25 protein-coding genes are annotated in these 25,514 nt (G+C 71.8%); 15 read left to right on the forward strand and 10 right to left on the reverse strand.

Annotated elements, in window-relative coordinates:
- Positions 1-25 precede the first annotated feature (25 nt).
- Both ACWDZ7_RS09935 and ACWDZ7_RS09940 read left to right on the forward strand, forming a co-directional pair.
- Entirely contained in the window at positions 26-193 is a 168-nt protein-coding gene (locus ACWDZ7_RS09935) for a hypothetical protein (protein ID WP_451796175.1), read from the forward strand.
- Between the two features lie 226 nt (positions 194-419).
- Complete coding sequence (locus tag ACWDZ7_RS09940; RefSeq protein WP_451796176.1) at positions 420-1,082, forward strand: hypothetical protein; 663 nt, start codon at positions 420-422, stop codon at positions 1,080-1,082.
- 6 nt (positions 1,083-1,088) lie between these two features.
- Here ACWDZ7_RS09940 and ACWDZ7_RS09945 read toward each other — a convergent pair whose 3' ends face one another.
- Both ACWDZ7_RS09945 and ACWDZ7_RS09950 read right to left on the reverse strand, forming a co-directional pair.
- Positions 1,089-1,745, reverse strand: coding sequence for a DinB family protein (locus tag ACWDZ7_RS09945; protein WP_451796177.1), 657 nt, complete (start codon positions 1,743-1,745; stop codon positions 1,089-1,091).
- A 28-nt stretch (positions 1,746-1,773) separates the two neighbouring features.
- Positions 1,774-2,649 (reverse strand): class I SAM-dependent methyltransferase, encoded by an 876-nt coding sequence (locus ACWDZ7_RS09950; RefSeq protein ID WP_451796246.1) that lies wholly within the window; start codon positions 2,647-2,649, stop codon positions 1,774-1,776.
- Between the two features lie 141 nt (positions 2,650-2,790).
- Between ACWDZ7_RS09950 and ACWDZ7_RS09955 the strand changes: the two genes are divergently transcribed.
- Positions 2,791-3,381 (forward strand): TetR/AcrR family transcriptional regulator, encoded by a 591-nt coding sequence (locus tag ACWDZ7_RS09955; protein WP_451796178.1) that lies wholly within the window; start codon positions 2,791-2,793, stop codon positions 3,379-3,381.
- A 9-nt stretch (positions 3,382-3,390) separates the two neighbouring features.
- Here ACWDZ7_RS09955 and ACWDZ7_RS09960 read toward each other — a convergent pair whose 3' ends face one another.
- A complete protein-coding gene (locus tag ACWDZ7_RS09960) occupies positions 3,391-4,089 on the reverse strand; it encodes a TetR/AcrR family transcriptional regulator (protein ID WP_451796179.1) in 699 nt (232 codons plus the stop codon).
- A gap of 145 nt (positions 4,090-4,234) precedes the next feature.
- Here ACWDZ7_RS09960 and ACWDZ7_RS09965 point away from each other — a divergent pair, with 145 nt between their 5' ends.
- The 4 genes from ACWDZ7_RS09965 (at position 4,235) to ACWDZ7_RS09980 (ending at position 7,733) form a co-directional block, all read left to right on the forward strand.
- Positions 4,235-5,266 (forward strand): medium chain dehydrogenase/reductase family protein, encoded by a 1,032-nt coding sequence (locus ACWDZ7_RS09965; RefSeq protein ID WP_451796247.1) that lies wholly within the window; start codon positions 4,235-4,237, stop codon positions 5,264-5,266.
- A gap of 153 nt (positions 5,267-5,419) precedes the next feature.
- Entirely contained in the window at positions 5,420-6,100 is a 681-nt protein-coding gene (locus ACWDZ7_RS09970) for an ABC transporter permease (protein WP_451796180.1), read from the forward strand.
- On the forward strand, positions 6,097-6,777 hold the full coding sequence (locus ACWDZ7_RS09975) for an ABC transporter permease (RefSeq protein WP_451796181.1): 681 nt from the start codon (positions 6,097-6,099) through the stop codon (positions 6,775-6,777). The genes ACWDZ7_RS09970 and ACWDZ7_RS09975 overlap by 4 nt, the downstream gene beginning before the upstream one ends.
- On the forward strand, positions 6,774-7,733 hold the full coding sequence (locus ACWDZ7_RS09980) for an ABC transporter substrate-binding protein (protein ID WP_451796182.1): 960 nt from the start codon (positions 6,774-6,776) through the stop codon (positions 7,731-7,733). Before ACWDZ7_RS09975 ends, ACWDZ7_RS09980 begins: the two co-directional genes overlap by 4 nt.
- Positions 7,734-7,792: 59 nt before the next feature.
- On the opposite strand, the gene ACWDZ7_RS09985 is transcribed toward ACWDZ7_RS09980, so the two are convergent.
- From ACWDZ7_RS09985 to rhaI, 7 genes are all read right to left on the reverse strand, one after another.
- Positions 7,793-8,956, reverse strand: a complete 1,164-nt coding sequence (locus ACWDZ7_RS09985) for an ABC transporter ATP-binding protein (protein WP_451796183.1) — start codon at positions 8,954-8,956, stop codon at positions 7,793-7,795.
- 22 nt (positions 8,957-8,978) lie between these two features.
- Complete coding sequence (locus tag ACWDZ7_RS09990; RefSeq protein ID WP_451796184.1) at positions 8,979-9,626, reverse strand: LutC/YkgG family protein; 648 nt, start codon at positions 9,624-9,626, stop codon at positions 8,979-8,981.
- On the reverse strand, positions 9,623-11,122 hold the full coding sequence (locus ACWDZ7_RS09995; RefSeq protein ID WP_451796185.1) for a LutB/LldF family L-lactate oxidation iron-sulfur protein: 1,500 nt from the start codon (positions 11,120-11,122) through the stop codon (positions 9,623-9,625). Before ACWDZ7_RS09995 ends, ACWDZ7_RS09990 begins: the two co-directional genes overlap by 4 nt.
- A complete protein-coding gene (locus ACWDZ7_RS10000) occupies positions 11,119-11,880 on the reverse strand; it encodes a (Fe-S)-binding protein (RefSeq protein WP_451796248.1) in 762 nt (253 codons plus the stop codon). Before ACWDZ7_RS10000 ends, ACWDZ7_RS09995 begins: the two co-directional genes overlap by 4 nt.
- 75 nt (positions 11,881-11,955) lie before the next feature.
- Positions 11,956-13,422: a rhamnulokinase gene (locus ACWDZ7_RS10005; protein WP_451796186.1), complete on the reverse strand. Its 1,467-nt coding sequence runs from the start codon at positions 13,420-13,422 to the stop codon at positions 11,956-11,958.
- A gap of 169 nt (positions 13,423-13,591) precedes the next feature.
- Complete coding sequence (locus ACWDZ7_RS10010; protein WP_451796249.1) at positions 13,592-15,649, reverse strand: bifunctional aldolase/short-chain dehydrogenase; 2,058 nt, start codon at positions 15,647-15,649, stop codon at positions 13,592-13,594.
- 5 nt (positions 15,650-15,654) lie between these two features.
- Entirely contained in the window at positions 15,655-16,842 is a 1,188-nt protein-coding gene (gene rhaI / locus ACWDZ7_RS10015; RefSeq protein ID WP_451796187.1) for an L-rhamnose isomerase, read from the reverse strand.
- A 362-nt stretch (positions 16,843-17,204) separates the two neighbouring features.
- On the opposite strand from rhaI, the gene ACWDZ7_RS10020 reads away from it, so the two are divergent.
- From ACWDZ7_RS10020 to ACWDZ7_RS10055, 8 genes are all read left to right on the forward strand, one after another.
- On the forward strand, positions 17,205-18,701 hold the full coding sequence (locus ACWDZ7_RS10020) for a sugar ABC transporter ATP-binding protein (protein WP_451796188.1): 1,497 nt from the start codon (positions 17,205-17,207) through the stop codon (positions 18,699-18,701).
- Positions 18,698-18,922: a hypothetical protein gene (locus ACWDZ7_RS10025; protein ID WP_451796189.1), complete on the forward strand. Its 225-nt coding sequence runs from the start codon at positions 18,698-18,700 to the stop codon at positions 18,920-18,922. The genes ACWDZ7_RS10020 and ACWDZ7_RS10025 overlap by 4 nt, the downstream gene beginning before the upstream one ends.
- Complete coding sequence (locus ACWDZ7_RS10030; RefSeq protein ID WP_451796190.1) at positions 18,919-19,974, forward strand: ABC transporter permease; 1,056 nt, start codon at positions 18,919-18,921, stop codon at positions 19,972-19,974. The genes ACWDZ7_RS10025 and ACWDZ7_RS10030 overlap by 4 nt, the downstream gene beginning before the upstream one ends.
- The gene (locus ACWDZ7_RS10035) at positions 19,967-20,995 is read left to right on the forward strand and encodes an ABC transporter permease (RefSeq protein WP_451796191.1); all 1,029 of its coding nucleotides are present in this window, start codon (positions 19,967-19,969) and stop codon (positions 20,993-20,995) included. The genes ACWDZ7_RS10030 and ACWDZ7_RS10035 overlap by 8 nt, the downstream gene beginning before the upstream one ends.
- 45 nt (positions 20,996-21,040) lie before the next feature.
- A complete protein-coding gene (gene rhaS, locus ACWDZ7_RS10040) occupies positions 21,041-22,123 on the forward strand; it encodes a rhamnose ABC transporter substrate-binding protein (RefSeq protein ID WP_451796192.1) in 1,083 nt (360 codons plus the stop codon).
- A 120-nt stretch (positions 22,124-22,243) separates the two neighbouring features.
- Positions 22,244-23,266 carry a LacI family DNA-binding transcriptional regulator gene (locus ACWDZ7_RS10045; RefSeq protein WP_451796250.1) on the forward strand — a complete coding sequence of 341 codons (1,023 nt, stop codon included), beginning with the start codon at positions 22,244-22,246 and terminating at the stop codon, positions 23,264-23,266.
- A gap of 100 nt (positions 23,267-23,366) precedes the next feature.
- On the forward strand, positions 23,367-24,668 hold the full coding sequence (locus tag ACWDZ7_RS10050) for an alpha/beta fold hydrolase (protein WP_451796193.1): 1,302 nt from the start codon (positions 23,367-23,369) through the stop codon (positions 24,666-24,668).
- A gap of 62 nt (positions 24,669-24,730) precedes the next feature.
- Positions 24,731-25,513: a PIG-L deacetylase family protein gene (locus ACWDZ7_RS10055; protein ID WP_451796194.1), complete on the forward strand. Its 783-nt coding sequence runs from the start codon at positions 24,731-24,733 to the stop codon at positions 25,511-25,513.
- Position 25,514: the final 1 nt, after the last annotated feature.

Raw genomic sequence — 25,514 nt, forward strand, 5'->3', positions numbered from 1 at the left:
GCGTGGCCGAGGACGTGGCGGGCGGGTGACGGTCGAGGAGTGGCAGCGGGCGGTGATCGACTACTACACGGGCGTGGACACGGATACCGGTACGGATACGAGTACCGGTACCCGTACGGGTACCGGTACCGGTACCGGTACCGGTACGGGCGCGGCTGCGCCCGGCAATCTCGTACTGGGCCTCCGCGACTGATCGGCCGCCGCTCAGGTCTCGACCCCGCCGCACGCGGGCATCCTCGGCCACGGCCCCCGTTCGGCTTGAAGTGCCGGGCGCTCACCGGCGCACGCCCGCGCCCCGCCCGCCCGGTCTACCGCCCCTCGTGCCCCCGCACGACGTGTCGGCGCCATGGACGGGCCCGTCCCTGCGCCGGACGGTTGACGGAGCATCACCTCCGGTACCTTCGACAGAGGAGACGCCCGTGATCCACATCAGCGAATCCCTCGTGCTGCAGACCGTCGAGGGCTTCCTCACCCCCGACGAGCTGACGACCCTGAGCAAGATCGTGGACGCCGACCCGCAGCTCGCCGAGTGGACGCCCCGCTTCGAGGCGGAAGTCGTCACCGCCCCTCCGCAGGCCCAGGAGATCCTCCAGCACGCCACCACCAGGGCGCTGCCCGCCCTCCGGCGCGCCATCCCGTCCCTGCGCTACGCCGCGCCCTGGGCCTACACCGTGCTGACAGCCGGGCGGCGCGTGCCCACGCACGTGGACGGCATACCGGACGCGGGGGCCGAGCACTGCCGTCTCGGCAGGATCGGCGTCGTGCTGGAGGAGGCGGACAGCGGAGGGGAGTTCTACGTCGAGACCACGGCCGACGACGGCATCTGGAGCGGCGAGTTCGTGGGCGAGAAGGAGAACTTCCTTCCCGGGACGCCGCTGACCAGGAGCGTGCCGCACGCTCCTGGCCCCGACAGCAGCCCCCACCACGGCATCCCCGGATGGCTGGCCGCCGCCGACCGGACCCGCTGGCTCACCGACGCCGGCGCGGGTGTCGCCGTCGCCTACGGAGCGCAGGTCATCCACGGGGTGCGGCCCGTACGCGGCGGCCGGCTGCGGAAGTTCGTCACGGACCTGCTGACCTGACGCGACTCATGCGGGGCCGGGGCCCTGTGAGCGCCCGGCGTCCCCGTCGGCCTCACGCGCCGCCCGCTCCACGCGGTCCCGGTGCGCCTCCCACCAAGACCCGTCGCCCTGCGCCATGTTGTCAGCGCCCTGTCGCAGGCCGGCGGTCCCGTCGATCAGTTCGCGGACGACATCGGCGTGCCCCGCGTGGCGGTCGGTCTCGGCGATCACATGGACGAGGATGCGGTGCAGCGTCACCTCGTGCCGCTCGCCCCAGGCCACCCGGCCGACCGCGTCGAGCTCCAGGGACTCGATCGTCGCGTCCGAGTGGGCCCACACCTTCCGGTAGAGCCCCACGATCTGCTCCCGGGTCTCGTCGGCGGTCGCCCACAGGTCCGAGTTCGCCTCGGCGTCGCCCGTGATCCACAGGGGCGGCGCGTCGAAGGGCCGCCCGAACGTCTCGCCGAAGTACAGGGCTTCGGCGCTGGTCACGTGCTTGACCAGGCCCAGAAGGTTGGTGCCGGTCGGCGTCAGAGGGCGGCGTATGTCGTACTCCGACAGGCCTTCGAGCTTCCACAGCAGCGCGTCACGCGCGTCCTGCAGGTAGAGGCGGAGGTCGGTCTTGAAGTCCGATGCGGATGCGGGTGTGGATGCGGGTGTGGATGTGGATGTGGATGTGGTCATGGTGAGGAGTATGCCGCGCCGTCGCCGATCATGGTGAGCTGCTGACCGCCGGGTACGTCTGGTTCGGGCGGGCGGCGGTCACCAGAAGCGCCGTGCTGAGCAGCCGCACGGCGCCGTCGCGCTCGTAGGGGCGCAGGATCTCCGTGAGCCTGTGGCGGGCCCGCTTCTGGGTCTCGGGTGTGACCTGACCGGTCAGGTGGCGTCCGGGGCCGGAGCCCAGGAGGAAGTCGGCGGCGTCGGCCGCGTCCCGCCCCCAGAGCCCGTACGCCTCCACGCGCGTCGTCCCGACGTTCTCGAACCCGGCGGCGGAGAGCAGGCCGCGGGTCCTGTCGACGTCAGCGAGGGAGAACATGCCCGGGCCACCGGGCGCGCCGAAGCCGCCGATGGGAAGGAGGTCGCTCAGCGAGGCGAAGGCCCGCAGCCATTCGTTGTCCTGCGCGTACGCGCCGCAGATGAACGCCGCGCGCCCGCCGGGGCGCAGTGCCCGGCCGATGTTGGCGAAGGCGGCCGCGGGGTCCGCGAAGAACAGCACGCCGTAGCGGCTGATCGCGATGTCGTACGCGCCTTCCGGCAAGGGGTGGACCTGGGCGTCGCCCTGTTCGTAGGTGACGTTGTCCAGGCCTTCGCGCCGCGCGGTCACGCGTGCTCGCTCCAGCATCGGCGCCGACAGGTCCAGGCCGCGGGCATGACCCCGGCCCGCCCGGCGCGCGGCCAGCCTGGTCGTCTGCCCGGCGCCGCAGCCGACGTCCAGGACGCGGTCGTGCTCGCCGATCGACGCGGCAGCCAGGAGCGGGGCGTTGAAGCCCGCGTTCACCGCGTCCCAACGGTCCTGGTTGCGGGCCCAGTGGTCACCCTCGTACCCGTTCCACGCCTGTGCCTGTTCGGTGTTGACGATGTCCCGCATGGTCCGCGCGTCCCGCATGTCCCTGCCCCCTTGGGTTCCGAGGCGCCTCTCACAGCTAGTATGGGCGCTCGCCCATAGAGTATGGGCGAGCGCCCATACTGGCAAGGGGCGTCCCTGTCGTGCGAGGAGAATCCGGAATCCATGTCACCGCGCGGAGTAGCGATCCCCGACCTTCGTGAGCGGCTCTTCGCCGCCGCCGAGCGGATCGTCGTCCGCGACGGCGCGTCGGCCCTGACCAGCAGGGCGATCACGGCCGAGGCGGACTGTGCCAAGGGGGTGCTGCACACGCACTTCGGGGGAGTGGACGCGTTCGTCGCCGAGTTGGTGCTCGACCGGTTCGCGCGCACCGCCCGGGAGGCCGCGAGGCTTCCCGGGCGCGCGGGGCGGAATGCCGTGGAGGAGAACCTGGTCGAAGTCGCGCTCGCGCTTCTGGACTCCCTCGATCCCGGCGTCGTCGGGCTGGCCATGGCCAGCCACGCCACCTCCCAGAACATCCGCGCGGCGCTGGCGGCGGGCGCGCCGGGCTTCACCGCGATTCAGGACGCGCTGACCGAGTACCTGGACGCCGAAGTGCGGCTCGGCCGCCTGGCGGACGGCGCCGACACCGCCACGATGGCGCTCGCCCTGGTCGGCACCGTCCACCATCTTCTGATGACGGGGTGGGCCGGGGCACCCGACCCCCGCGCGCAGACCGAACGGCTGGTGGCCCTGCTCGTGGCGCGGTCGCGGTGACCGCAGCGCTCAGGCTCCGGCGAGCAGTCCTTCCAGTTCCGCCTCGAAGAGGGCGGCCGCGTCGAAGCCCATCCCGGTGAAGTGGCCCGCCAGTTCGAGCGAGAGCACGCCGTGCAGGCGGGTCCAGAAGGACAGGGCGCGGTGGAGCTGGGCGGGCGTGGCGGGGTGTTCGCCCGCCCACTGCCTGTGCGCCTCGATGTGCTCGTCGAAGGCGTCGCCCGGCGCGCCCCCGGAGAGCTTCGCGCAGGCGTCGAGCAGCGTGGACATGATCTCCGAGGAGATCGCCGTGATGTCGTCCGGGGCGTGGTAGCCGGGCACGGGTGTGCCGTAGACGAGGAAGTACCGCTGAGGGTCGGTCTGTGCCCAGCGGCGCATGGCGCGGGCGAGGCTCGCGAGGTCGGCGCCGCCCTCGGCGTCGGACCCGGAGGTGTCGGCCCGGAAGGTGTCGGCCAGGCTGCGGTAGGCGTCCCGGATGAGCTCGGTGATCAGCTCGTCGCGGCTGGCGAAGTAGCGGTAGAGCGCGGGTCCGCTCATGCCCATCCGCTTGGCGATCGCGTTCAGTGACAGGGCCGAGGCGCCCGCGTCGGCGATCTGCTCCCACGCGCGCTCTTTGATCTCCGTGCGGACCTGGACGCGGTACCGCTCGCGGGGCGACGTCGTCCCGGTCCCCGCTGTCCCCGCTGTGCCCGCGCCGGCTGCCTCGGCCATCACCGTCTCCCCCGGTCGCGTTCTTCTTATTACGCCTTGATGCTCGCGTTAGACGCTATCACCCATTCTCTTGACTGTCTTCGCGCTTCGGTTATAGGCTCTAACTCCAGCGACATAGTGTCGCGAGTGGTTGGAGGCGGTCATGATGAACGGTGCGGAGCTCGTCGAGGTCGTCCTGCCGGGGCGGGTCGAACCGGAAGGCCTGGAGTTCCGGCGCGGAGCCGTGCCGGTCGCGGGCGCCGGACAGGTGGTCGTCGGCATGGAGGCGACGGGCGTCTCCTTCGCCGAGCAGCAGATGCGCCGCGGCCGCTACTACGACCAGCCGCCGTTCCCCTTCGTCCCCGGTTACGACCTCCTCGGCAGGGTGCTGGCGGCCGGGCCCGATGTCGCGCCCTCCCTCGTCGGCAGACGGGTCGCCGCGCTGACGAAGACCGGCGGCTGGGCCAGCCACGTCCTGCTGGACGCGGCGGACGTCGTGGAGGTGCCCGGCGCGGTGGGCGCCGCGGAGGCCGAGACCGCGGTGGTCAACGGCGTCACCGCCTGGCAGATGCTGCACCGCAAGGCCCGGGTGCGTGCCGGTCGGACGGTGCTGGTGCACGGCGCCAACGGCGGGGTCGGCTCGATCCTGGTCCAGCTGGCCCTCGCCGCCGGCGCCCACGTGATCGGCACGGCCTCCGCCCGCCACCACGAGGCCCTGCGGCGGCTCGGCGTCAGGCCCGTCGACTACCGGACCGAGGACGTCCCGCGCCGGGTGAGGGAGCTGGCGCCCGGCGGCGTGGACGCGGTCTTCGACCACGTCGGCGGTCGCAGCGTCATCGACTCCTGGCGGCTGCTCGCACCCGGCGGCACGCTCGTCTCGTACGGCAGCGCCGCCACGCGCGACGACACCGGCTCCAAGCAGTGGCCCGTGCTCAAGATCCTCGGCCGCGTCTGGCTGTGGAACAGCCTGCCCAACGGGCGACGCGCGTACTTCTTCAACGTGTGGGCCGGACGTGCCTTCGGCAAGGACCGCTTCCGGGCGCGCCTGCGTGCCGACCTCACCGAGGTGTTCGCCGCGCTCGAACGCGGCGAGATCACCGCGAGCGTCGCCGCCGAACTTCCCCTGGCCCGCGTCGCCGACGCCCTGCGCCTCGCCGAGTCCGGCACGGTCAGCGGCAAGGTCGTCCTCACGCCCTGACCGCCATCGACCGCCGCGCGGTGCGCACCGGACGCGCGGAGCGGATACGCAGACCACGCACGCGGGCGTACGGCCCCCGGCTGAGCCGAGGCACACGCCCGTACGGGCGACCAGAACGCGCCACCGCCCGCCGCCCCGGCCTTCAATGGGCGGGTGACCGCGCCTCCCGACGACTGCCTCGCGCGCAACGAGTGGATCTGCGGTGAGTATCTGAGCACGCGCCGCCAGATCGTCCTCGACGCGGTCCTCCAGCATCTGCAGCTGACCGCCGTCTCCGTCCTGATCGCGCTCGTCGTCGCCGTGCCCCTCGCCGTGCTCGCCCGCCGCTGGTCGTGGGCCGCGAGCCCCGTCCTCGCGCTCACCACGGTCCTCTACACGATCCCCTCACTCGCGATGTTCTCCCTGCTGCTGCCGGTGTACGGGCTCTCCGCGTCCCTCGTCGTCGCGGGCCTCGTCCTCTACTCGCTCACCCTGCTCGTACGGAACATCCTCGCCGGGCTCCGAACCGTCCCCGAGGAGACGCGGCAGGCCGCGCGCGGCCTGGGGTACGGCCCGATCCGCCTGCTCCTCACCGTCGAACTGCCTCTCGCGCTGCCCGCCGCCATGGCGGGACTGCGCATCGCCATGGTGTCCGCGGTCTCCCTCGTCACCGTCGGCGCGATCGTCGGTTTCGGCGGCCTCGGCAACCTCATCTACGCGGGCATGAACACCTACTTCAAGGCCCAGGTGCTCACCGCCTCCGTGCTCTGCGTCGTCATCGCCGTCGCCGCCGACGTGCTGCTGCTCGGCGTCCAGCGTCTCCTGACTCCCTGGACGCGGGCGGCCCACGCATGAAGACACTGGGTGACGCCTGGGTGTGGCTCACCGACTCCGCGCACTGGGCCGGCGACGACGGCATCGGGCACCGGCTCACCCAGCACCTCGTCCTCACCGTCGTCTGCCTGCTGATCAGCTGTCTGATCGCCCTGCCCGTCGCACTCGTCCTGGGCCATCTCGGCAGAGGCGGCGCGCTCGCCGTGAACGTCTCCAACGTCGGCCGCGCGGTGCCCACCTTCGCGGTGCTCGTCCTGCTCCTCCTGACCCCGCTCGGCACGTGGGGCGAAGGGCCGACCGTCGTCGCCCTCGTACTGTTCGCCGTGCCACCGCTGCTCACCAACGCGTACGTCGGGATGCGCGGCGTCGACCGCAGCGTGGTGCGGGCGGCGCGCGGCATGGGGATGACCGGGCGCCAGATGCTCTGGCGGGTCGAACTGCCGCTCGCACTGCCCCTGGTGCTGAGCGGCGTCCGCATCGCCGCCGTGCAGCTCGTCGCCACCGCCACCATCGCCGCGCTCGCCGGCGGCGGCGGGCTCGGCCGGATCATCACGGCGGGGTTCAACCTGGCGAGCACCCCGCAGGTCGTGGCGGGCGCCGTCCTCGTGGCCGTGTTCGCGCTGCTCGTCGAGGGCGTCTTCGAGGTGGCCGAGCGGGTCGCGCCCGGGCGGACGCGGGGCCGGGGGAGCGCCGGGTGAGGCGGCGCGCCGCCCCGGCCGCGGCCCTCCTCGCCCTGGCGGCGGGCCTCCTCGTCCCGGCTGCGGGCTGCGCGTCCGGGCCCTCGCTGGAGAACCGGGGCGAGGTCACCGCGCCCCCCGGCGACAGCGAGAACCTCGTCATCGGCTCCGCGGGCTTCACCGAGTCCGACCTGCTCGCGCAGATGTACGCGCTGCTCCTGGAGAAGGCCGGACACGGTACGCGGATCCTCTCCGTGGCCAACCGCGAGCTGTACGAACCCGCCCTGGAGTCCGGCCAGATCGACATCGTCCCCGAGTACGCGGCGACCTTCGCGGACTGGCTGAACGCCAAGAAGAACGGTGCCGACGCGCGGCCCGTCGGCTCGCCCGACCTCGGCACCACCATGCGGGCCCTGCGCCGCCTCGCCGCCCCGCGCGGCCTGGCCGTCCTCGACCCGGGCAAGGCGGTCGACCAGAACGCCTTCGCCGTCACCGCTGCGTACGCCGCGCGGCACCGCCTGAAAACCCTCAGCGACCTCGGGAAGTCGGGCCTGAAGGTACGCCTCGCGGCGGGCGACGAATGCGTACAGCGGCCCTACTGCGCGCCGGGGCTGAAGAAGGTCTACGGCATCGACGTCACGGGCGTCGACCCGAAGGGCGTCGGTACGACCCAGGCCAAGAAGGCCGTCCAGAGCGGCCGGGACCAGATGGTGCTCACCACGTCCACGGACGCCACCCTCGACGACTTCGGGCTCACGCTCCTCAAGGACGACAAGCAGCTGCAGAACGCCGACTACATCGTGCCGGTCGTCAACCGCTCCCAGGCGGGCAGCCAGGGCGTCGCGGCTGCGCTGGGGCGTCTCAATGCCGTCCTCACCACGGCAGACCTGGCTTCCATGAACGAACAGGTGGACAGCTGGCGGCGGCTGCCGCAGGACGTGGCACGGGCCTATCTGGAGGAGAGGGGCCTGCTGTAGCGCTCCGTGCGGGCTGTCTGTGGCTGGTCGCGCCGTTCCCCGCGCCCCTTACGGGGCGCCTACGCGTCGGAGACCGAGTCGAACTCGACCTCGTCCCGCCCCACCCCCTGCGCGTCCGCGTCCACCGAACGGCGCAGCGCCTCATGCAGCTTCGCCGGGGTCAGCACGCCGAGGAAGCGTGCCCCGTCGAGGACCGCGACCCAGCCCGCGTCGTGCTGCAACATCACCCCGAACGCCTGCTTCAGCGGGGCGCCGACCGGTACCCAGGAGTTCATGCGGTGCGCCAGGTCACCGACCGTGCCGCCGGTGCCGGCCAGCCCGACCTCGTCGACGCCCACCCAGCCGTGCAGATCGCCGGCCTCGTCCAGGACGACGGCCCAGCGCGCCTCCTCCTTGCGCAACCGGGCCGCGGCCCGCGCGGCGGGCTCGTCGAGGCGGGCGACCGGCGGCTCCTCCAGATCGTCCGTCTGGATCTCGGTGACCGAAAGCCGCTTCAGACCGCGGTCCGCGCCCACGAACTCGGCGACGTACGGCGTCCTCGGCGCCCCGAGCACCGCACCAGGAGTATCGAACTGTTCGATGCGCCCCTGGCCGTACACCGCGATGCGGTCACCGAGGCGGACCGCCTCCTCGATGTCGTGCGTCACGAGAAGGACCGTCTTGCGGACGGCCGCCTGCATCCGCAGGAACTCGTCCTGCAGCTGCTCGCGCACCACCGGGTCGACCGCGCCGAACGGCTCGTCCATCAGGAGTACGGGCGGATCGGCGGCCAACGCGCGCGCCACCCCGACGCGCTGGCGCTGCCCGCCCGAGAGCTGCTCGGGGTAGCGCGGCCCGAAGGTCTTCGGGTCCAGGCCCACCAGATCGAGCAGCTCCGCCGCCCGCGCCCGCGCCTTGGACTTCTTCCAGCCGATCAGCGCGGGGACCGTCGCCGTGTTGTCGAGGACCGTGCGGTGCGGGAAGAGGCCGACCTGCTGGATGACGTAGCCGATGCGGCGGCGCAGCCGCACCGGGTCGACGTCGGCGATGTTCTCCTCGTTCACGAAGATGCGGCCCGACGTGGGCTCGATGAGGCGGTTCACCATCATCATCGTCGTCGTCTTGCCGCACCCGGACGGGCCGACGAGCGTGACCAGTTCGCCCTCGGCGACCTCGAAGGACAGGTCGTCCACGGCCGTCGTGCCGTCCGGGTAGCGCTTGGTCACCCGCTCGAACCGGATCATTCCCTCACGCTAGCCCCGCCCGTCACCCACCGCTCACCAGCACCACCTCCAGGGTGCGCGGCCCATGCACGCCCTCGACCCGGTCCAACTCGATGTCGCTGGTCGCGGACGGCCCCGAGATCCAGGTCAGCGGCCGCGCCGGATCGAGCCGTTCCAGGGCCTGCGGCACGGACGGGACGACCTGGTCGGGGACGCGTACGACACAGATGTGGTGGTCGGGGACGAGAGTGATGCGGCGCCTGCCCTGGTCCGGGGAGCCGTCCAGGACGAGCGTGCCGGTCTCGGCGACGGCGACCGCGCAGCCGGTGACGACGCTGTCCACCCGGTCCAGGTCGTGCGCGGTGCTCGCGGCGCGGTCGTGGACGCGGGCTTGGTCGGCGGCCTTCAGCCAGTACGGGGGCAGGCCGGGTGGCACGAGCAGGGTCTGCGAGCCGCGCTCCGCGAGCAGGCGCGTCAGCAGCTGCGGCAGGTCCTCGTCGGCGCACCGGTGCACCAGCGCGCGGTACTCCGCCAGATTCTCCGCGAGCAGGTCGACGGTCTGCCGGACGGTGCGTCCGCCGTGCTCACGCAGATAGTCGCGGCCCACCGCTCGCTCGTATGGTGTGTCGTCGTCCGGCACATCGGCCAGCGCCCGCCGCACCCGGCCCAGGATCCGGTCCCTGCTGCTCACCTCTGGCTCCCCTCGGTCGTGCCCTCGCTCTTGCCGCCCCGCGTGCGCTGCCACCAGTCGCGGAACGGCTCCGAGGGAACCTTCGGCAGCTCCCGGCTCGCGCTCCAGGCCCGCCCGGGACCCGGCAGTGTGCGCGGGTGGAGCCGCCGGGTGCGGGACGCGAGGCGCTGGCCGAGGCGCAGCGCCCCCGGTCGGGCGAAGGCCAGGCCCGCCGCGCGCATCGCCGCCCGCTCCGCCGCGTGCCCCTTCGCGGGTCTCAGCGTCACCTTCACGCCGCGCCGCGTGACCTCGCCGCCCTGCACGACCCGCTCCCGCAGATGCACGAGGACCTCGGGGATGTCGATGGCGACCGGACACACCTCGTAGCAGGCCCCGCAGAGCGAGGAGGCGTAGGGGAGGGAGGCGTCGGTCTCGCTCCGCGTGCCGCGCAGTTGCGGGCTGAGGATGGCGCCGATGGGGCCGGGATAGACGGAGCCGTACGCGTGTCCGCCCGCCCGTTCGTAGACCGGGCACACGTTCAGGCACGCGGAGCAGCGGATGCAGCGCAGTGCCTGGCGGCCCACCTCGTCGGCGAGGGTGTCGGTGCGGCCGTTGTCGAGCAGGACCAGGTGGAAGGCGCGCGGGCCGTCCTGGTCGGTGGTGCCGGTCCACATCGACGTGTACGGGTTCATGCGCTCGGCCGTCGAGGAGCGGGGGAGCGTCTGGAGGAAGACCTCCAGGTCGCGCCAGGCCGGGACGGTCTTCTCGATGCCGACCACGGAGATCAGCGTCTCGGGGAGGGTGAGGCACATCCGGCCGTTGCCCTCCGACTCCACGACGACCAGGGTGCCGGTCTCCGCGACCATGAAGTTCGCCCCGGAGATGCCGACCTTGGCGCGCAGGAACTTCTCCCGCAGGTGCAGGCGCGCGGCCTCGGCCAGTTCGGCGGGCGTGTCGGTCAGCCCTTCCGGCGCGGGGCGGCCCCAATCGGCCATCTTCTCGCGGAAGATGTCGCGGATCTCGCCGCGGTTGCGGTGGATGGCGGGGACGAGGATGTGCGAGGGGCGGTCCTCGCCGAGCTGCACGATGAGTTCGGCGAGATCCGTCTCGTAGGCGTGGATGCCCTCGGCTTCGAGGGCTTCGTTGAGCCCGATCTCCTGCGTGGCCATCGACTTCACCTTGACGACCTCCGTCTCGCCGGTCGCCTTGACGAGGGCGGTGACGATGCGGTTCGCCTCGTCGGCGTCGGCCGCCCAGTGCACGGTGCCCCCGGCGCGGACCACGGACTCCTCCAACCGCACCAGGTAGCGGTCGAGATGGCGCAGCGTGTGGTCCTTGATGCGCTTGCCCGCTTCGCGCAGCTCCGCCCAGTCCGCCAGCTCGGCGACGGCGCGGGCGCGCTTGTCGCGGATGGTGTGCGTGGCGTGCCGGAGGTTCGCGCGCAGCGTCTTGTTGCCCACCGCCTCCCGGGCCGCCTCGGGGAAGGCGGGCATGCCGACGAATGTGCCGCCGCTCATGACAGGGGCTCCTCTTCCGTGCTCGCCAGGATCTCCGCGATATGAACCGGACGTACCCCGCTCTTGAGCCGGGCCATCGTGCCGCCGATGTGCATCAGGCAGGAGTTGTCCGCCGCGCACAGCACCTCGGCCCCGGTCGACTCGGCGTGGCGCACCTTGTCCGCGCCCATCGCCGCCGAGACATCGGAGTTCTTCACGGCGAAGGTGCCGCCGAAGCCGCAGCACTCCTCGGCGCCGGGCAACTCCACCAGCTCGAGTCCCTTGACCGCCCGGAGCAGCCGGTCGGGCCGCTCGCCGAGCCCGAGGCCGCGCAGACCGTGGCACGTCGGGTGGTACGTGACCTTGTGCGGGTAGTACGCCCCGACGTCCGTGACACCGAGGACGTCCACCAGGAACTCGGTCAGCTCGTACGTCTTCGGGACCACCGGCGCGAGTTTTCGCGCGAGGCCGCCCCCGCGGCCCTCGGCCCGCGCCCGCTCACCCATCCGCGGATACAACTCCCGCACCATCGCCCCGCACGAACCGGACGGCGTCACGATCGCGTCGTACGCGTCCGAACCGAAGACATCGGAGAAATGGCGGGCAAGCGGCTCCGCCTGATGCCGATAGCCCGTGTTGTAGTGCGCCTGCCCGCAACAGGTCTGCGCCATCGGGAAGTCGACTTCAACGCCCAGTCCGGTCAGCAGTTTCACCACCGCGCGGCCCGTGTCCGGATAGAGCGTGTCGTTGACACAAGTCAGGAACAGGGCGACACGCATCGCGGGTTCCTCCTCGTCGATCATCGGATGGGTGCAGCGTACGCGCGGGCGCGGCGTTGCGGGAGTCGTCGATGGTCATGCAGTGAGCAGCCGTTCCTGTGCGGCTTGCCACGGGGCGGTGTCACCGCGTGGTTCATAGCGGGTCGGCGGCTGGGCGCGGGCCACCAGGGCGCGGGCTTCGGCGCGGTCGCCCAGCACTCCGTGCGCCCGCGCCTGTACGAGGACGTTGCCCAGCGCGGCCGCCTCCGCCGGGCCGGCGAGGACCGGCAGACCGCAGGCGTCGGCCGTCAGTTGGCACAGCAGGGCGTTGCGGGCGCCGCCGCCGACCAGATGCACCACGTCCACGGAGCGTCCGGTCAGGCGCTGGGCGTCCGCAAGGGCCCGGCGGTGGGCGAGCGCCAGGGAGTCGAGGACGCAGCGGGTCGTCTCCGCGCGAGTGGTCGGTTCGGGCTGGCCTGTCGCGCGGCAGGCCCGCGCTATGCGGTCCGGCATCCGGCCGGGCGCCAGGAACTCCGGGGCGCTCGCGTCCACGACCGAACGCAGCGGCTTCGCCTGGAACGCCGCGGTGAGCAGGGCCGTGAGGTCGGACTCGCGCCAGGCGCGCAGGCACTCCTGGAGGAGCCAGAGGCCCATGATGTTGCGCAGATGGCGGACGGTGCCGTCGATCCCCAACTCATTGGTGAAGTTCGCCTTCCGGCTCTCCTCCGTGAGGACGGGGGCGTCCAGTTCGAGCCCGGCCAGGGACCACGTGCCGGTGCAGAGATACGCGAAGTCGGTGCCGTCCTTCGCGGGAACGGCCGCCACGGCGGAGGCGGTGTCGTGCGAGGCCACCGCCGTCACGGGGACGGGGCCCGTCAGGCCGGTGTCCTCCAGGACGTGGGGCAGCAGCAGGCCCGCGGGGTCGCCGGGCTGCCGCAGGGGTGGGAACAGGGCGAGGTCGATGCCGAGCCGGTCGGCCGTCTCGCGCGACCAGTCCCTGGTACGGGGGTCGATCAGCTGCGTGGTCGAGGCGTTGGTCAGTTCGGTGCCGAGGTGGCCGGTCAGCCAGTACGTGAGCAGGTCGGGGATCAGCAACAGCCGTTTCGCCGCCGCGAGTTGCACGGTCCCTTCCGCCGCGGCGAGCTGGTACAGAGTGTTGAAGGGGGCATACTGCAGCCCCGTCGCCGCGTACAGCTCTGCGGCCGGGACGCTCGCCCACACCTTCTCGGCGATGCCTTCGGTACGGCGGTCGCGGTAGTGCACGGGGTTGCCGAGGAGGGCGCCGTCCGCGTCGAGCAGTCCGTAGTCGACGGCCCAGCTGTCGACCCCCACGGACGCCACCTCCCCGGCTGCCCGCAGCCCGTCGAGCACGCCCGCGTAGAGCGCGAGGATGTCCCAGTGCAGGGTGGAACCGGTGCGCACCGGGGTGTTGGGAAACCGGTGCGCTTCCTCCAAGCCGAGGCTGTCGGGACCCACCCGCCCCACCATGACACGTCCACTGGACGCACCCAGATCGACGGCGGCGAAGCGGGAAGTGAGGGGCTGGGGGCGGGTGCGGGCCATGGGGCGGCTCTCAAGGGTGGCGGAGGTACTGGGGTGAGGGGGGAGGTACTGCGGTGAGGAGGGGAGGGGGATGGTGGCGGCGTGCGCCAGGTCGCTGAGGGGGAAGGGGATGGCGGCGGCGTGGATCGGGTCGCTGAGGGGGTGGCGTAGGCCCGCGTCCCCGCCCACGTCACCGCAGGAACGCCGCCGCCACCCCCGCGTCCACCGGTATGTGCAGGCCCGTCGTGTGGGACAGGTCGCCGCCCGTCAGGGCGAACACCGCGTTCGCCACGTGGTCCGGGAGGACCTCGCGCTTGAGGAGGGTCCGCTGGGCGTAGAACTCGCCCAGTTTCTCCTCCGGCACGCCGTACACCGCTGCCCGCTGTGCGCCCCAGCCGCCGGCGAAGATGCCCGAGCCGCGTACCACACCGTCCGGGTTCACACCGTTGACGCGGATGCCCTCGGGTCCCAACTCAGCGGCGAGCAGACGGACTTGGTGGGCCTGGTCGGCCTTGGTCGCCGAGTACGCGATGTTGTTCGGGCCCGCGAACACCGCGTTCTTGGAAGCGATGTAGACGATGTCGCCGCCCAGGCCCTGCGCCCGCATCAGCCGGGCCGCCTCGCGGGAGACGAGGAAAGAGCCGCGTGCCATGACGGCGTGCTGGACGTCCCAGTCGCGGGCCGTGGTCTCCAGGAGCGGCTTGGAGAGGGAGATGCCCGCGTTGTTGACGACCAGGTCCACCCCGCCGAAGGCCAGGCTCGCCGCCTCGAACGCCGCGGTGATCTGCTCCTCGCTCGTCACATCGACGGTGACGGCGACCGCCCGGTCGGGCCCGCCGAGCTCCTCGGCCACGGCTGCCGCGCCCTCTCCGTTGACGTCCGCGACGACGACGCAGGCACCTTCGGCGGCCAGGCGGTGCGCGATCGCCCTGCCGATGCCGCTGCCCGCGCCCGTCACGAGCGCCACGCGCGTCGCGAGCGGCTTCGGCGCGGGCATGCGCCGCAGCTTCGCCTCCTCCAGCTCCCAGTACTCGATGCGGAACTTCTCGGATTCCTCGATCGGCGCGTACGACGAGACGGCCTCCGCGCCCCGCATGACGTTGATCGCGTTGACGTAGAACTCACCCGCCACGCGCGCGGTCTGTTTGTCCTTGCCGAAGCTGAACATGCCCACGCCGGGCACGAGCACGACCGCCGGGTCCGCGCCGCGCATCGCGGGGGAGCCGGGCTCGGCGTGCCGTGTGTAGTACGCCTCGTACTCCTCGCGGTAGTCGGCGTGCAGCTCCCCGAGGCGGGTGATCACCTCGTCCAGGGGAGTGGTCGGCGGCAGGTCGAGGAGCAGCGGCCTGACCTTCGTACGCAGGAAGTGGTCGGGGCACGATGTGCCGAGGGCGGCCAGGCGCGGGTGCTCGGTGCGGGAGAGGAAGTCGAGGACCGGGGGTGTGTCGTTGAAGTGGCCCACCTGGGGGTGGTCCTGGGAGGCCAGGCCCCGGATGACGGGGGCCAGGGCCGCCGCCCTCGCGTGCCGCTCTGCCGCGGGAAGCGGGTCATACCCAGTCAGTTCCGCACCGAACGGCTCCGCCTTGCCGTGCTCGGCGAGGAAGCGCTCCGCCGTGCGGATCATGCGCAGGGAGTTCTCCGCGCACTCCTGGGAGGTCTCGCCCCACGCGGTGATGCCATGTCCGCCCAGCACACAGCCGATGGCCTGCGGCCGCTGCGCCCGCACCGCCGCGATGTCCAGGCCCAGCTGGAACCCCGGGCGGCGCCACGGCACCCACGCCACCGTGTCGCCGAAGCACTCGGCGGTCAGCTTCTCGCCGTCGGCCGCGCAGGCGAGCGCGATGCCGGAGTCCGGGTGGAGATGGTCGACGTGCGCCGCGTCGACCAGGCCGTGCATCGCCGTGTCGATGGAGGGCGCGGCCCCGCCCTTGCCGTGCAGGCAGTAGTCGAACGCCGCGACCATCTCGTCCTCGCGCTCCACACCGCCGTACACCCCCGTCAGCGCGCGGAGCCGGTCCAGGCGCAGCACCGCGAGACCGGACTCCTGGAGCGTGCCGAGGTCGCCGCCGGAGCCCTTGACCCACATGAGGTCGATGTCGTCACCGGTCACCGGGTCCGGTGCGGTGCCCTTCGCCGAGGCGTTCCCACCCGCGTAATTCGTGTTGCGCGGATCCGCGCCCAACGCGTGGGCGCGGTCCAGCAGTTCCCTGACACTCGTGTGCCGCCGCTCTGTCGCCTGCTGCTCCATGTCGCTCACGCCCCCCACCCGGCCTGCTCGCCGCCGACCCGCTCTTCGATGATCCGCTGCTCCCATCCTGACCGCTCGTACGCCCTCAGCGGATCAGGGTCCAACCCCAACTCCTCCCTGACTTCCGCCAGTAGGGGACGCACATCGGTGCTGAACGCGTCCATCACCGCCCCGTTCGCGGCGAGCACATCGCCCGTGCGCTGGGCCTCGGCGAGCACGTCGGCGTCCACCAGCAGCGCCTTGGCCGTGGCCTCCTGCACGTTCATGACGGAGCGGATGATCGCGGGGATCTTCGCCTCGATGTTGTGGCACTGGTCGAGCATGAAGGCGACCGGGGGCGAGCCGGGGGCCCCTGCCGCCAGGCCGCCGCCGCGCACCACCTCGTACATGATCCGGAAGAGCTGGAAGGGGTCCGCGGCCCCGACCATCAGGTCGTCGTCGGCGTAGAACCGCGAGTTGAAGTCGAAGCCGCCGAGCCTGCCCTCGCGCAGCAGTGTCGCCACGATGAACTCGATGTTGGTGCCCGGCGCGTGGTGGCCGGTGTCGACGACGACCTGTGCCTTGGGGCCGAGCTTGAGGCAGTGCGCGTACGCCGTGCCCCAGTCGGGCACGTCGGTGGCGTAGAAAGCGGGTTCGAAGAGCTTGTACTCCAGGAGCATCCGCTGGTCGTCGCCGAGCCGGTCGTAGACCGTGCGGAGCGCTTCGGCCAGACGGTCCTGGCGGGCGCGCAGGTCGTCCTGGCCGGGGTAGTTGGTGCCGTCCGAGAACCAGAGCTTGAGGTCCCTTGAGCCCGTCGCGTCCATGATGTCGACGCACTCCAGGAGATGGCCGACCGCTTTGCGGCGGATCGCCGGGTCGGGGTTGGTGACCGAGCCCAGTCTGTAGTCGTCGTCCTGGAAGACGTTGGAGTTGATCGCGCCCAGCGTCAGGCCGCGCTCCCCGGCGTACGCGGCCAGCGCCGCGTAATCGTCGACCCTGTCCCACGGGATGTGCAGGGCGACGGTCGGTGCCACACCCGTGTGCGCGTGCACGCGTGCCGCGTCGTCCAGCTTCTCGCGTGTCGTGCGGGGGACGCCTGGCTGCGCGAAGACCTTGAAGCGCGTGCCGGAATTGCCGTACGCCCAGGACGGTGTCTCCAAGGCCTGGGTGGTGAGTGCCGCTTTCACGGCGTCCTTACTGGTTCCGGCGGTCATCACGCGGCCTTCCGAAGCAGTGTTCGTTGTTGTCGGTCAGTTGGAGAACTGGCGGGTGCCGGAGGCCGCGGCGTAGACGGCACAGCCGTCGGCCATCCGCGGGAACCACTTCGTAAGGCTGATCACAAGGGGGTTCGTTCCGTAACGACCCAGGGATGAATCGTTTCATGAGGGCCGAAGTTAGGGAGGCGCTTTCCGTCTGTCAAGGGGGCCGGCCATTTCTGCCCGGTGCCAGGTGGCGAGTTCAGAGATAATCGCGTCGTTCCCATTGACGGTGAAGTTGGCGCGGGTCTAGCTTCCGGGCACTTGCTTGAAACCTTTCATAAACCTGCGTCGTCCCTCGTCACCGATCGGTGCTACCCATGAGAGAGCCTCCTGTCCTGGCCGCGCACGGCCTGAGCAAGTCCTTCGGAGCCATCCGCGCCCTCCAGGGCGTCTCGCTGCAACTCCACGCCGGTGAGGCGCACGCCCTCGCGGGTGAGAACGGTGCCGGGAAGTCCACCCTCATCAAGACCCTCGCCGGCGTATACCGGCCCGACGCCGGGAGCCTTTCACTCGACGGTCGACCGGTCGTCCTGCACGGGCCCGCCGACGCCCGCGACGCCGGGATCGCCGTCATCTACCAGGAACCGACGCTCTTTCCCGACCTCTCCGTCGCCGAGAACATCTTCATGGGGCGCCGGCCGCGCCGTTCCCTGGGGCGCGTCGACCACAAGGCCGTCGACGCGGGGGCGCGGGCGCTCTTCGCGCGCCTCGCCGTGGATCTCGACCCCGAGCAGCCCGCGCGCGGCCTCTCCATCGCCGACCAGCAGATCGTCGAGATCGCCAAGGCGCTGTCCTTTGACGCCCGCGTGCTGATCATGGACGAGCCGACCGCCGCGCTCACCGGCAGTGAAGTGGCCCGCCTCTTCGGCGTCGTACGCACCCTGCGCGAACAGGGCGCCGCGATCCTGTTCATCTCCCACCGCCTGGAGGAGATCTTCGCGCTCTGCCAGCGCGTCACGACCCTGCGGGACGGCACCCTTGTCGCCGGCGAGACGCTGGAGGGACTCACGGAGGACGACCTGGTGCGCCGCATGGTGGGCCGCGATCTCGCCGACCTCTACCCGAAGCAGCCGACCGAGGTCGGGGACGTCGCGCTCAGCGTGCGGCGGCTGACTCGCGAAGGCGTCTTCACCGACGTGTCGTTCGACGTCCGGCGCGGTGAGATCGTCGGGCTCGCCGGTCTCGTCGGCGCCGGCCGCAGCGAGGTCGCCCGGGCGGTGTTCGGCGTCGACCGCTGGGACGCCGGGACCATCGAGGTCCAGGGCAAGGCCCTGACCAACGGCGCGCCGAGCACCGCCATGGCGGCGGGGCTCGCCCTCGTCCCCGAGGACCGTCGCGCCCAGGGCCTGGTGATGGACATGTCGATCGAGCGGAACATCGGCCTGACCGGCCTGCGCACCACTGTCCGCGCCGGGTTGATGGACCGCGGCGCCGAGCGCCGCCGCGCCCTGGACTGGGCGCTCAAGCTCCAGGTGAAGTACGCGCGCCTCGCCGACGCCGTCGGCACGCTCTCCGGCGGCAACCAGCAGAAGGTCGTCCTCGCCAAGTGGCTCGCCACCGGGCCGCGCGTCCTGATCGTCGACGAGCCGACCCGCGGCATCGACGTCGGCACCAAGGCGGAGGTGCACCGCCTGCTCTCCGCGCTCGCCGCGGACGGCGTCGCGGTGCTGATGATCTCCTCCGACCTGCCGGAGATCCTCGGCATGGCCGACCGTGTCCTCGTCATGCACGAGGGACGGCTCACCGCGGAGATCCCGCGAGCGAAGGCCACGGAGGAGACCGTGATGGCGGCGGCCACGGGGAGGGCGGCGTGACGGTGACCGAGGGGCGCCTGCGGCTGACCGCGGTGAAGGGCAGTACGGGGCTGACCGCGGGCAAGGGCAGTACGGGGCTGACGGCGGGCAAGGGCAGTACGGGGCTGACGGCGGGCAAGGGCAGTACGGGGCTGACGGCGGGCAAGGGCAACACGGGGCTGACCGCGGGCAAGGGCAACACAGGGCCGACCCCGACCCCCAGGAGGCCGGTATGGCGATGAGTACGCGGAACCCCGCGTCCCCCGCCGTCGACCCGCGGAAGGCCGGTGCCGCCCGGCTGGTCGAGCGCGTCTTCAAGATGCGGGAACTCGCCATCCTCCTCGTCTTCCTGGTGATGATCGGCATCACCCAGGCGGGCAACAGCGAGTTCCTGTCCGAGCAGGGCATCAAGGACCTGCTTCTGAACGCCACCGTCCTCGTCCTCGTCGCCACCGGCCAGGCGCTGGTCGTCATCACCCGCAACGTCGACCTGTCCGTCGGCTCCACGCTCGGCATCAGCGCCTTCGCCGCGGGCGATCACCTCCAGGGCGGCGGCGGTCCCGTCACCGCCGTCCTGCTCGCCGTCGCGCTCGGCGTCGGCTGCGGGCTGCTCAACGGCGCCCTCGTCAGCCTCGGCCAGGTGCCCGCGCTCGTCGTGACCCTCGGGACGCTGTACGTCATTCGCGGCATCGACTCGATCTGGGTCGGCTCGCGGCAGATCACCGCCTCCGACCTGCCGGGCGGTTTCGTGGATTTCGGCTCCGGCGGCCTCTCGGCCGTGCCCTGTCCGGCGCTGATCGCGCTGGCCGTCCTGGTCACCGTCGCGTACTACCTGCGGCACTTCGGCGGCGGCCGTGAGCTGTACGCCCTCGGCTCCAACCCCGAGGCCGCCCGCCTCGCCGGGATCTCCGTCCGCAAGCGGATCCTCGTCGCGTACACCGTGTGTGGCGCGCTCGCCGGGCTCGCGGGCGCCCTCTACCTCGCGCGGTTCGGCAACGTCGACTCCGCGACCGGCACCGGCTACGAACTCACCGTCGTCAGCGCCGTCGTGGTCGGCGGCGTCGTCTTCACCGGTGGCTCAGGAAGCGTCTACGGCGCGGCACTCGGCGCACTTCTGCTCACCTCCATCAACAGCGTGCTGCCCGCCCTCGGCGTCAGCTCCGTGTGGGTGCTCGCCATCAACGGCGTGCTGCTCGTCCTCGCCATCGCCGTCGACCGGGTCGTCGCCCTGCGCGTCGCCAAGGCCCTGAAGAAGCGGGCCGCATCTAACAGAAGGAGCGCCCGCCATGGCTGACTCCCCGCTCACGCGCGCCGTCCGCTGGGACACCGCTGTCGGCACTCTCCTTGTCGTCCTGCTCCTCCTGTCCTTCTCCTTTGTCGACGGTTTCGGGAACGCCCTCAACTTGTCGTTCCTCATCGGCAATACGTTGCCCATCGCGCTGATAGCCCTCCCGATGACGCTGCTCGTCGTCTCCGGAGAGATCGACCTCTCCGTGGCGTCGACCGCCGGGCTCTCCGGTGCGGTGATGGGCGCCCTGTGGAACGCGGGGCTCGCCATCGAGACGATCATTCCGCTGTGCCTGCTGCTGGGTGTGGTGTGCGGGCTCGTCAACGGGCTGCTCGTGACGCGGCTCGGGCTGCCCTCGCTCGCCGTCACCATCGGCACCATGGCCGCCTACCGGGGCGTCGCGCAGATCGTCCTCGGCTCGGACGCCGTCACCGACTTCCCCGCCCAGTACCTCGACTTCGGGGCGGGACGGATCGGCGACACCTTCATCCCGTACGCCTTCCTGCCCTTCCTGGGGCTGCTGGCCATCGCCGTCGTCGTCCTGCACGCCACGCCCTTCGGACGCTCGCTGTTCGCGATCGGCGCGGGCGAGGAGGCGGCGCGGTTCGCCGGGGTGCGCGTCAAGCGGCACAAGCTGTGGCTGTTCGTCACCACCGGCCTGATGGCCTCGCTCACCGGGATCTTCTGGGCGCTGCACTACGCGAGCGCCCGCTACGACAACGCCACCGGGCTCGAACTCTCCGTCGTCGCGGCCGTCCTGCTCGGCGGCATCGACTTCGACGGCGGCAAGGGCACCCTGGGCGGCGCTGTCGCCGGGGTCTTCCTGCTCGGTGCGCTGCAGAACGCGACGAGCCTGCTCAACGTCTCCGCGCAGTCCCAGATCGTCGTCACCGGCGTGCTCCTCATCGTGTCCGTGCTGGGACCCCGTGTCGCGCGCCAGATCGCGGTCGCCAGGGCGGGGCGCACATCTGCCTCAGTGCCGTCGCCCGCCTCCAGCCCTCCGCCGTCGTCATCAACCGCCCCGTAAAGGACCTCACCCCGTAAAAGACCTCACCCCGTAAAGGACACCTCCATGCGCAAGTCGTCGATCCGCCGTGCCTGCGCGGCCCTCGCCGCCGTCACCTCACTCGCCCTGACCGCCACCGCCTGTGGTGGCACCACCAAGAACGACGCCGGCAATGACGGTGGCTCCCACGCCTCGGCAGGCAAGGCCGACCCGAACGCCGCCACCAAGAAGGGCCTCACCGTCGGCTTCCTGCCCAAGCAGGTCAACAACCCGTACTTCACGGTCGCCGACAAGGGCGGCGAGAAGGCACTCAAGGAACTCGGATCGACGTACAAGGAGACGGGCCCCAACAGCGCCACCGACACCAGCGGCCAGGTCAATTACGTCAACACGCTCACCCAGCAGCAGGTCGACGCCATGGCCGTCTCCGCACAGGACCCCGGCGCCCTGTGCACGGCCCTGAAGCAGGCCATGAAGAACGGCGTCAAGGTCGTCACGTACGACTCGGACACCAAGCCCGCCTGCCGGCACGTCTTCGTCTCCCAGGCGAGCGCCGAGGCACTGGGCCGCAGCCAGGTACGGCTGCTCGGCGAACAGCTCGGGCACAAGGGCGAGATTGCGATCCTCTCCGCCGCGCAGACCGCGACGAACCAGAACACGTGGATCGGGTTCATGAAGGACGAGCTGAAGAAGCCCGAGTACAAGGACATGAAGCTCGTGAAGACCGCCTACGGCAACGACGACGCGCAGCAGTCCTTCCAGCAGACGCAGGGCCTCCTCCAGGAGCACCCCGACCTCGCCGGGATCATCTCGCCCACCACGGTCGGCATCAAGGCGGCCGCCCAGTACCTGTCCGGCTCCAAGTACAAGGGCAAGGTCCTGCTCACCGGCCTCGGTACCCCCAACGACCTGCGCGAGTACGTGAAGAACGGCACCATCGAGGCCTTCGAGCTGTGGGACCCCGCCAAGCTCGGCGCGCTCGCCGCGCACACCGCCGTCGCGCTCTCCTCCGGGCAGATCACCGGTAAGAAGGGCGAGACGTTCAAGGCGGGCGAACTCGGGGCCTTCACGATCGGCGACGACGGTGTCGTCGACCTCGGGCGGCCCACTGTGTTCGACAAGAAGAACGTCGACCGGTACAGGTTCTGAGCCTCATACCCCGGACCTCATACCCCGGACCTCACTACCTCGTACCTCGTATCTCGTGCCTCTCGGCGAACGTAGGCTGGACCGCAGGGCCGGGGACGGCCGCACAGCAGGATGGAGCACCTGAAACGCATGGTCGGCATCAAAGACGTGGCGAAGCACGCCGGGGTGTCGGTGGGCACCGTGTCGAACGTGATCAACCGCCCGGACATGGTCTCCGAAGAGACCCGGCACCGTGTGCTGGCCGTCATCGACCGGCTCGGCTACGTACGCAGCGAGTCGGCACGGCAGCTGCGGGCGGGGCGCAGCCGCATCATGGCGCTGCTCGTCCTGGACATGGGCAACCCGTTCTTCGTGGACGTCGCGCGGGGCGCCGAACGGGCCGCCCGGGAGGCCGGGCTGCGGGTCATGGTGTGCAACAGCGGGCAGAGCCCCGCCGAGGAGGCCGAGTATCTGGCGCTCTTCGCCGAGCAGCGGGTCCGCGGCGTCCTGCTCACCCCGGCCGACGCGACCGGGCGGACCATCGAGGCCTTCCGCAGGCACGACATCCCGTTCGTCCTCGTCGACCGGGTCGCCGAGGGGGCCACCGAGTGCTCGGTCTCCGTGGACGACATGATGGGCGGTGCGCTCGCCGCCCGCCATCTCGTGGACGCGGGGCACCGCAGCATCGCGTACGTGAGCGGCCCGCCCGGGCTCAACCAGGTCAAGGACCGCCGCCAGGGCGCGCTCCAGGCGCTCGCCGAGGCCGGCCTCGCCGCGTCGGCGCTGCGGGAGCTGCCGACCGAGCGCCTCGACGTGGCCGCGGGCCGCGACGCGGGCGCCCGGATCCTCGGCCTCGCGGAGCGGCCCACCGCCGTCTTCTGCGCCAACGACCTGCTCGCGCTCGGGGTGCTCCAGGCGATGTACGCGGCAGGGGTGCGCGTCCCCGAGGACGTGGCGATCGTCGGCTACGACGACATCGAGTTCGCGGCCGCCGCCGTCGTACCGCTCACCTCGGTGCGCCAGCCCGCCGTCACCATGGGCGCGATGGCGGCGGAACTCCTCCTGGAGGAGACCGAGTCGGGGGACGCGGCCGGGCATGAGCACCGGCGCGTCGTGCTCACGCCGGAGCTGGTCGTACGACGCTCCAGCCTGGCGTCGCGCTGAGCGGAGGCGTGCGGCTCCTGGGCGCCGGTTCCGGCCGTGCCGCCGGTGTGCTGGACTGGGGCGGGAAGATCAGCTTTCGTCGCAGCGCCGAGGAGCAGCCTTGACCGTCACGTACCGCCAGCCAGGAGTCGTCCTCACAGACCGTCGCTTCAGCGTGCCGCTCGACCACGACGAGCCGGCGGGGGAGCGGATCGAGATCTACGCCCGCGAAGTGGTCTCCGCGTCACGTGGCGGCGCCGATCTGCCCTGGCTGGTCTACCTCACGGGCGGCCCCGGCTTCGGCGCCACCCGCTTCCACGGCAAGGAGTCCTGGCTCGGCCGCGCCCTGCGGGACTTCCGCGTCCTCCTCCTCGACCAGCGCGGCACCGGCAGCTCCACGCCCGCCAACCGCCAGACGCTCCCGCTGCGCGGCGGCCCCCGCGAACAGGCCGACTACCTGGCCCGCTTCCGCGCCGACTCCATCGTCCGCGACTGCGAGGCGATCCGCCCCGAGGTGACGGGCGGCGCCCCCTGGACCGTCCTCGGGCAGAGCTTCGGCGGTTTCTGCGCCACGCACTACCTGTCGGCGGCGCCCGAGGGACTGGCCGCCGCGCTCATCACCGGCGGCCTGCCCACCCTCGACGGCCACGCGGACGACGTGTACCGCGCGGCCTACCCGCGCATGGAACGCAAGAGCGCCGCGCACTACGCCCGTTACCCGCAGGACGTCGAGCGCGCCCGCCGCGTCGCCGCGTACCTCGCCGAGCACGAGCCGGTCCTGAACGGCGGCTACCGACTCACCGTCCCCGCCTTCCAGTCCCTCGGCATCCTGCTCGGCATGGGCGACGGCAGCCACCGGCTGCACTACCTCCTGGAGGACGCCTTCGTCCGTACGCCGTCGGGGACCGTGCTCTCCGACGCGTTCCAGGAGAACGTGCAGGCCGCCCTCTCGTACGCGGGCAGCCCGCTCTTCGCCGTCCTGCACGAGGCGATCTACGGCCAGGGGGAGCGGCCCACGGCCTGGGCGGCCGAGCGGGTGCGTGCCGAATTCCCGCGGTTCGACGCGGGCAAGGCGCTCGCGGGCGACGACCCTCTGCTGTTCACCGGCGAGGCCGTGCAGCGCTGGATGTTCGACAGCGACCCGGCGCTGCGTCCGCTGCGCGAGACCGCCGAACTGCTCGCCGCGCGCACCGACTGGCCGCGCCTGTACGACGTGGACCGCCTCGCGGCGAACGAGGTGCCGGTGGCCGCGTCGGTCTACCACGACGACATGTACGTGGACACGGAACACTCGCTGCGCACCGCCCGTGCCATCCGGGGGCTGCGCACCTGGGTGACGGACGAGTTCGAGCACGACGGGCTGCGGGTCGGCGGGCCGAGGGTGCTCGACCGGCTGCTCGCGCTGACGCGCGGGGAGGCGTGAGGTCCGTCCCGGTGCGAGGCGCGGGACAACTCGCTGTCAGAGGCCGCGGTTAGGCTGCGGTCATGACCGAGTCGCAGTCGCAGCCCGTGGCCGAGGCCGCAGCGCCCGCACAGCCCGCACAGCTCGTCCCCATGCCGGAGGACTGGCAGCGTGCCCTCGCCGTCGTCGCGCACCCCGACGACCTGGAGTACGGGTGCGCGGCGGCGATCGCGGGCTGGACGGACGGGGGCCGCGAGATCGCGTACCTCCTGGCGAGCCGCGGCGAGGCGGGCATCGACACGATCGACCCCGCCACCTGCGGTCCGCTGCGCGAGCGGGAGCAGCGGGCGAGCGCGGCCGTCGTCGGCGTCGGCACGGTGGAGTTCCTCGACCACAGGGACGGCGTCATCGAGTACGGCACGGCGCTGCGCCGCGACATCGCCGCCGCGATCCGCAGACACCGCCCCGAGCTGGTCATCACGCTCAACCACCGCGACACCTGGGGCGGCGTCGCCTGGAACACCCCCGACCATGTGGCGGTGGGCCGCGCCACGCTGGACGCGGCGGGGGACGCGGGCAACCGCTGGATCTTCCCCGAGCTGATCGAGGAGCAGGGCCTGGAGCCCTGGGACGGCGTGCGGTGGGTCGCCGTCGCCGGTTCGTCGACGCCCACGCACGCGGTGGACGCGTCGGCCGGGCTTGAGCGCTCGGTGGCCTCGCTCCTCGAACACCGTACGTACATCGAGGCGTTGACGGACGACGACCCCGAGAAGTACTGCCGTACGTTCCTGACGGGCAACGCCCAAGCGCTGGCGCCGCGCTTCGGCGGCAGGCCGGCGGTGGGGTTCGAGGTGTTCAGCCGCTGAG

The sequence above is a fragment of the Streptomyces sp. NPDC003032 genome, assembly GCF_053591415.1.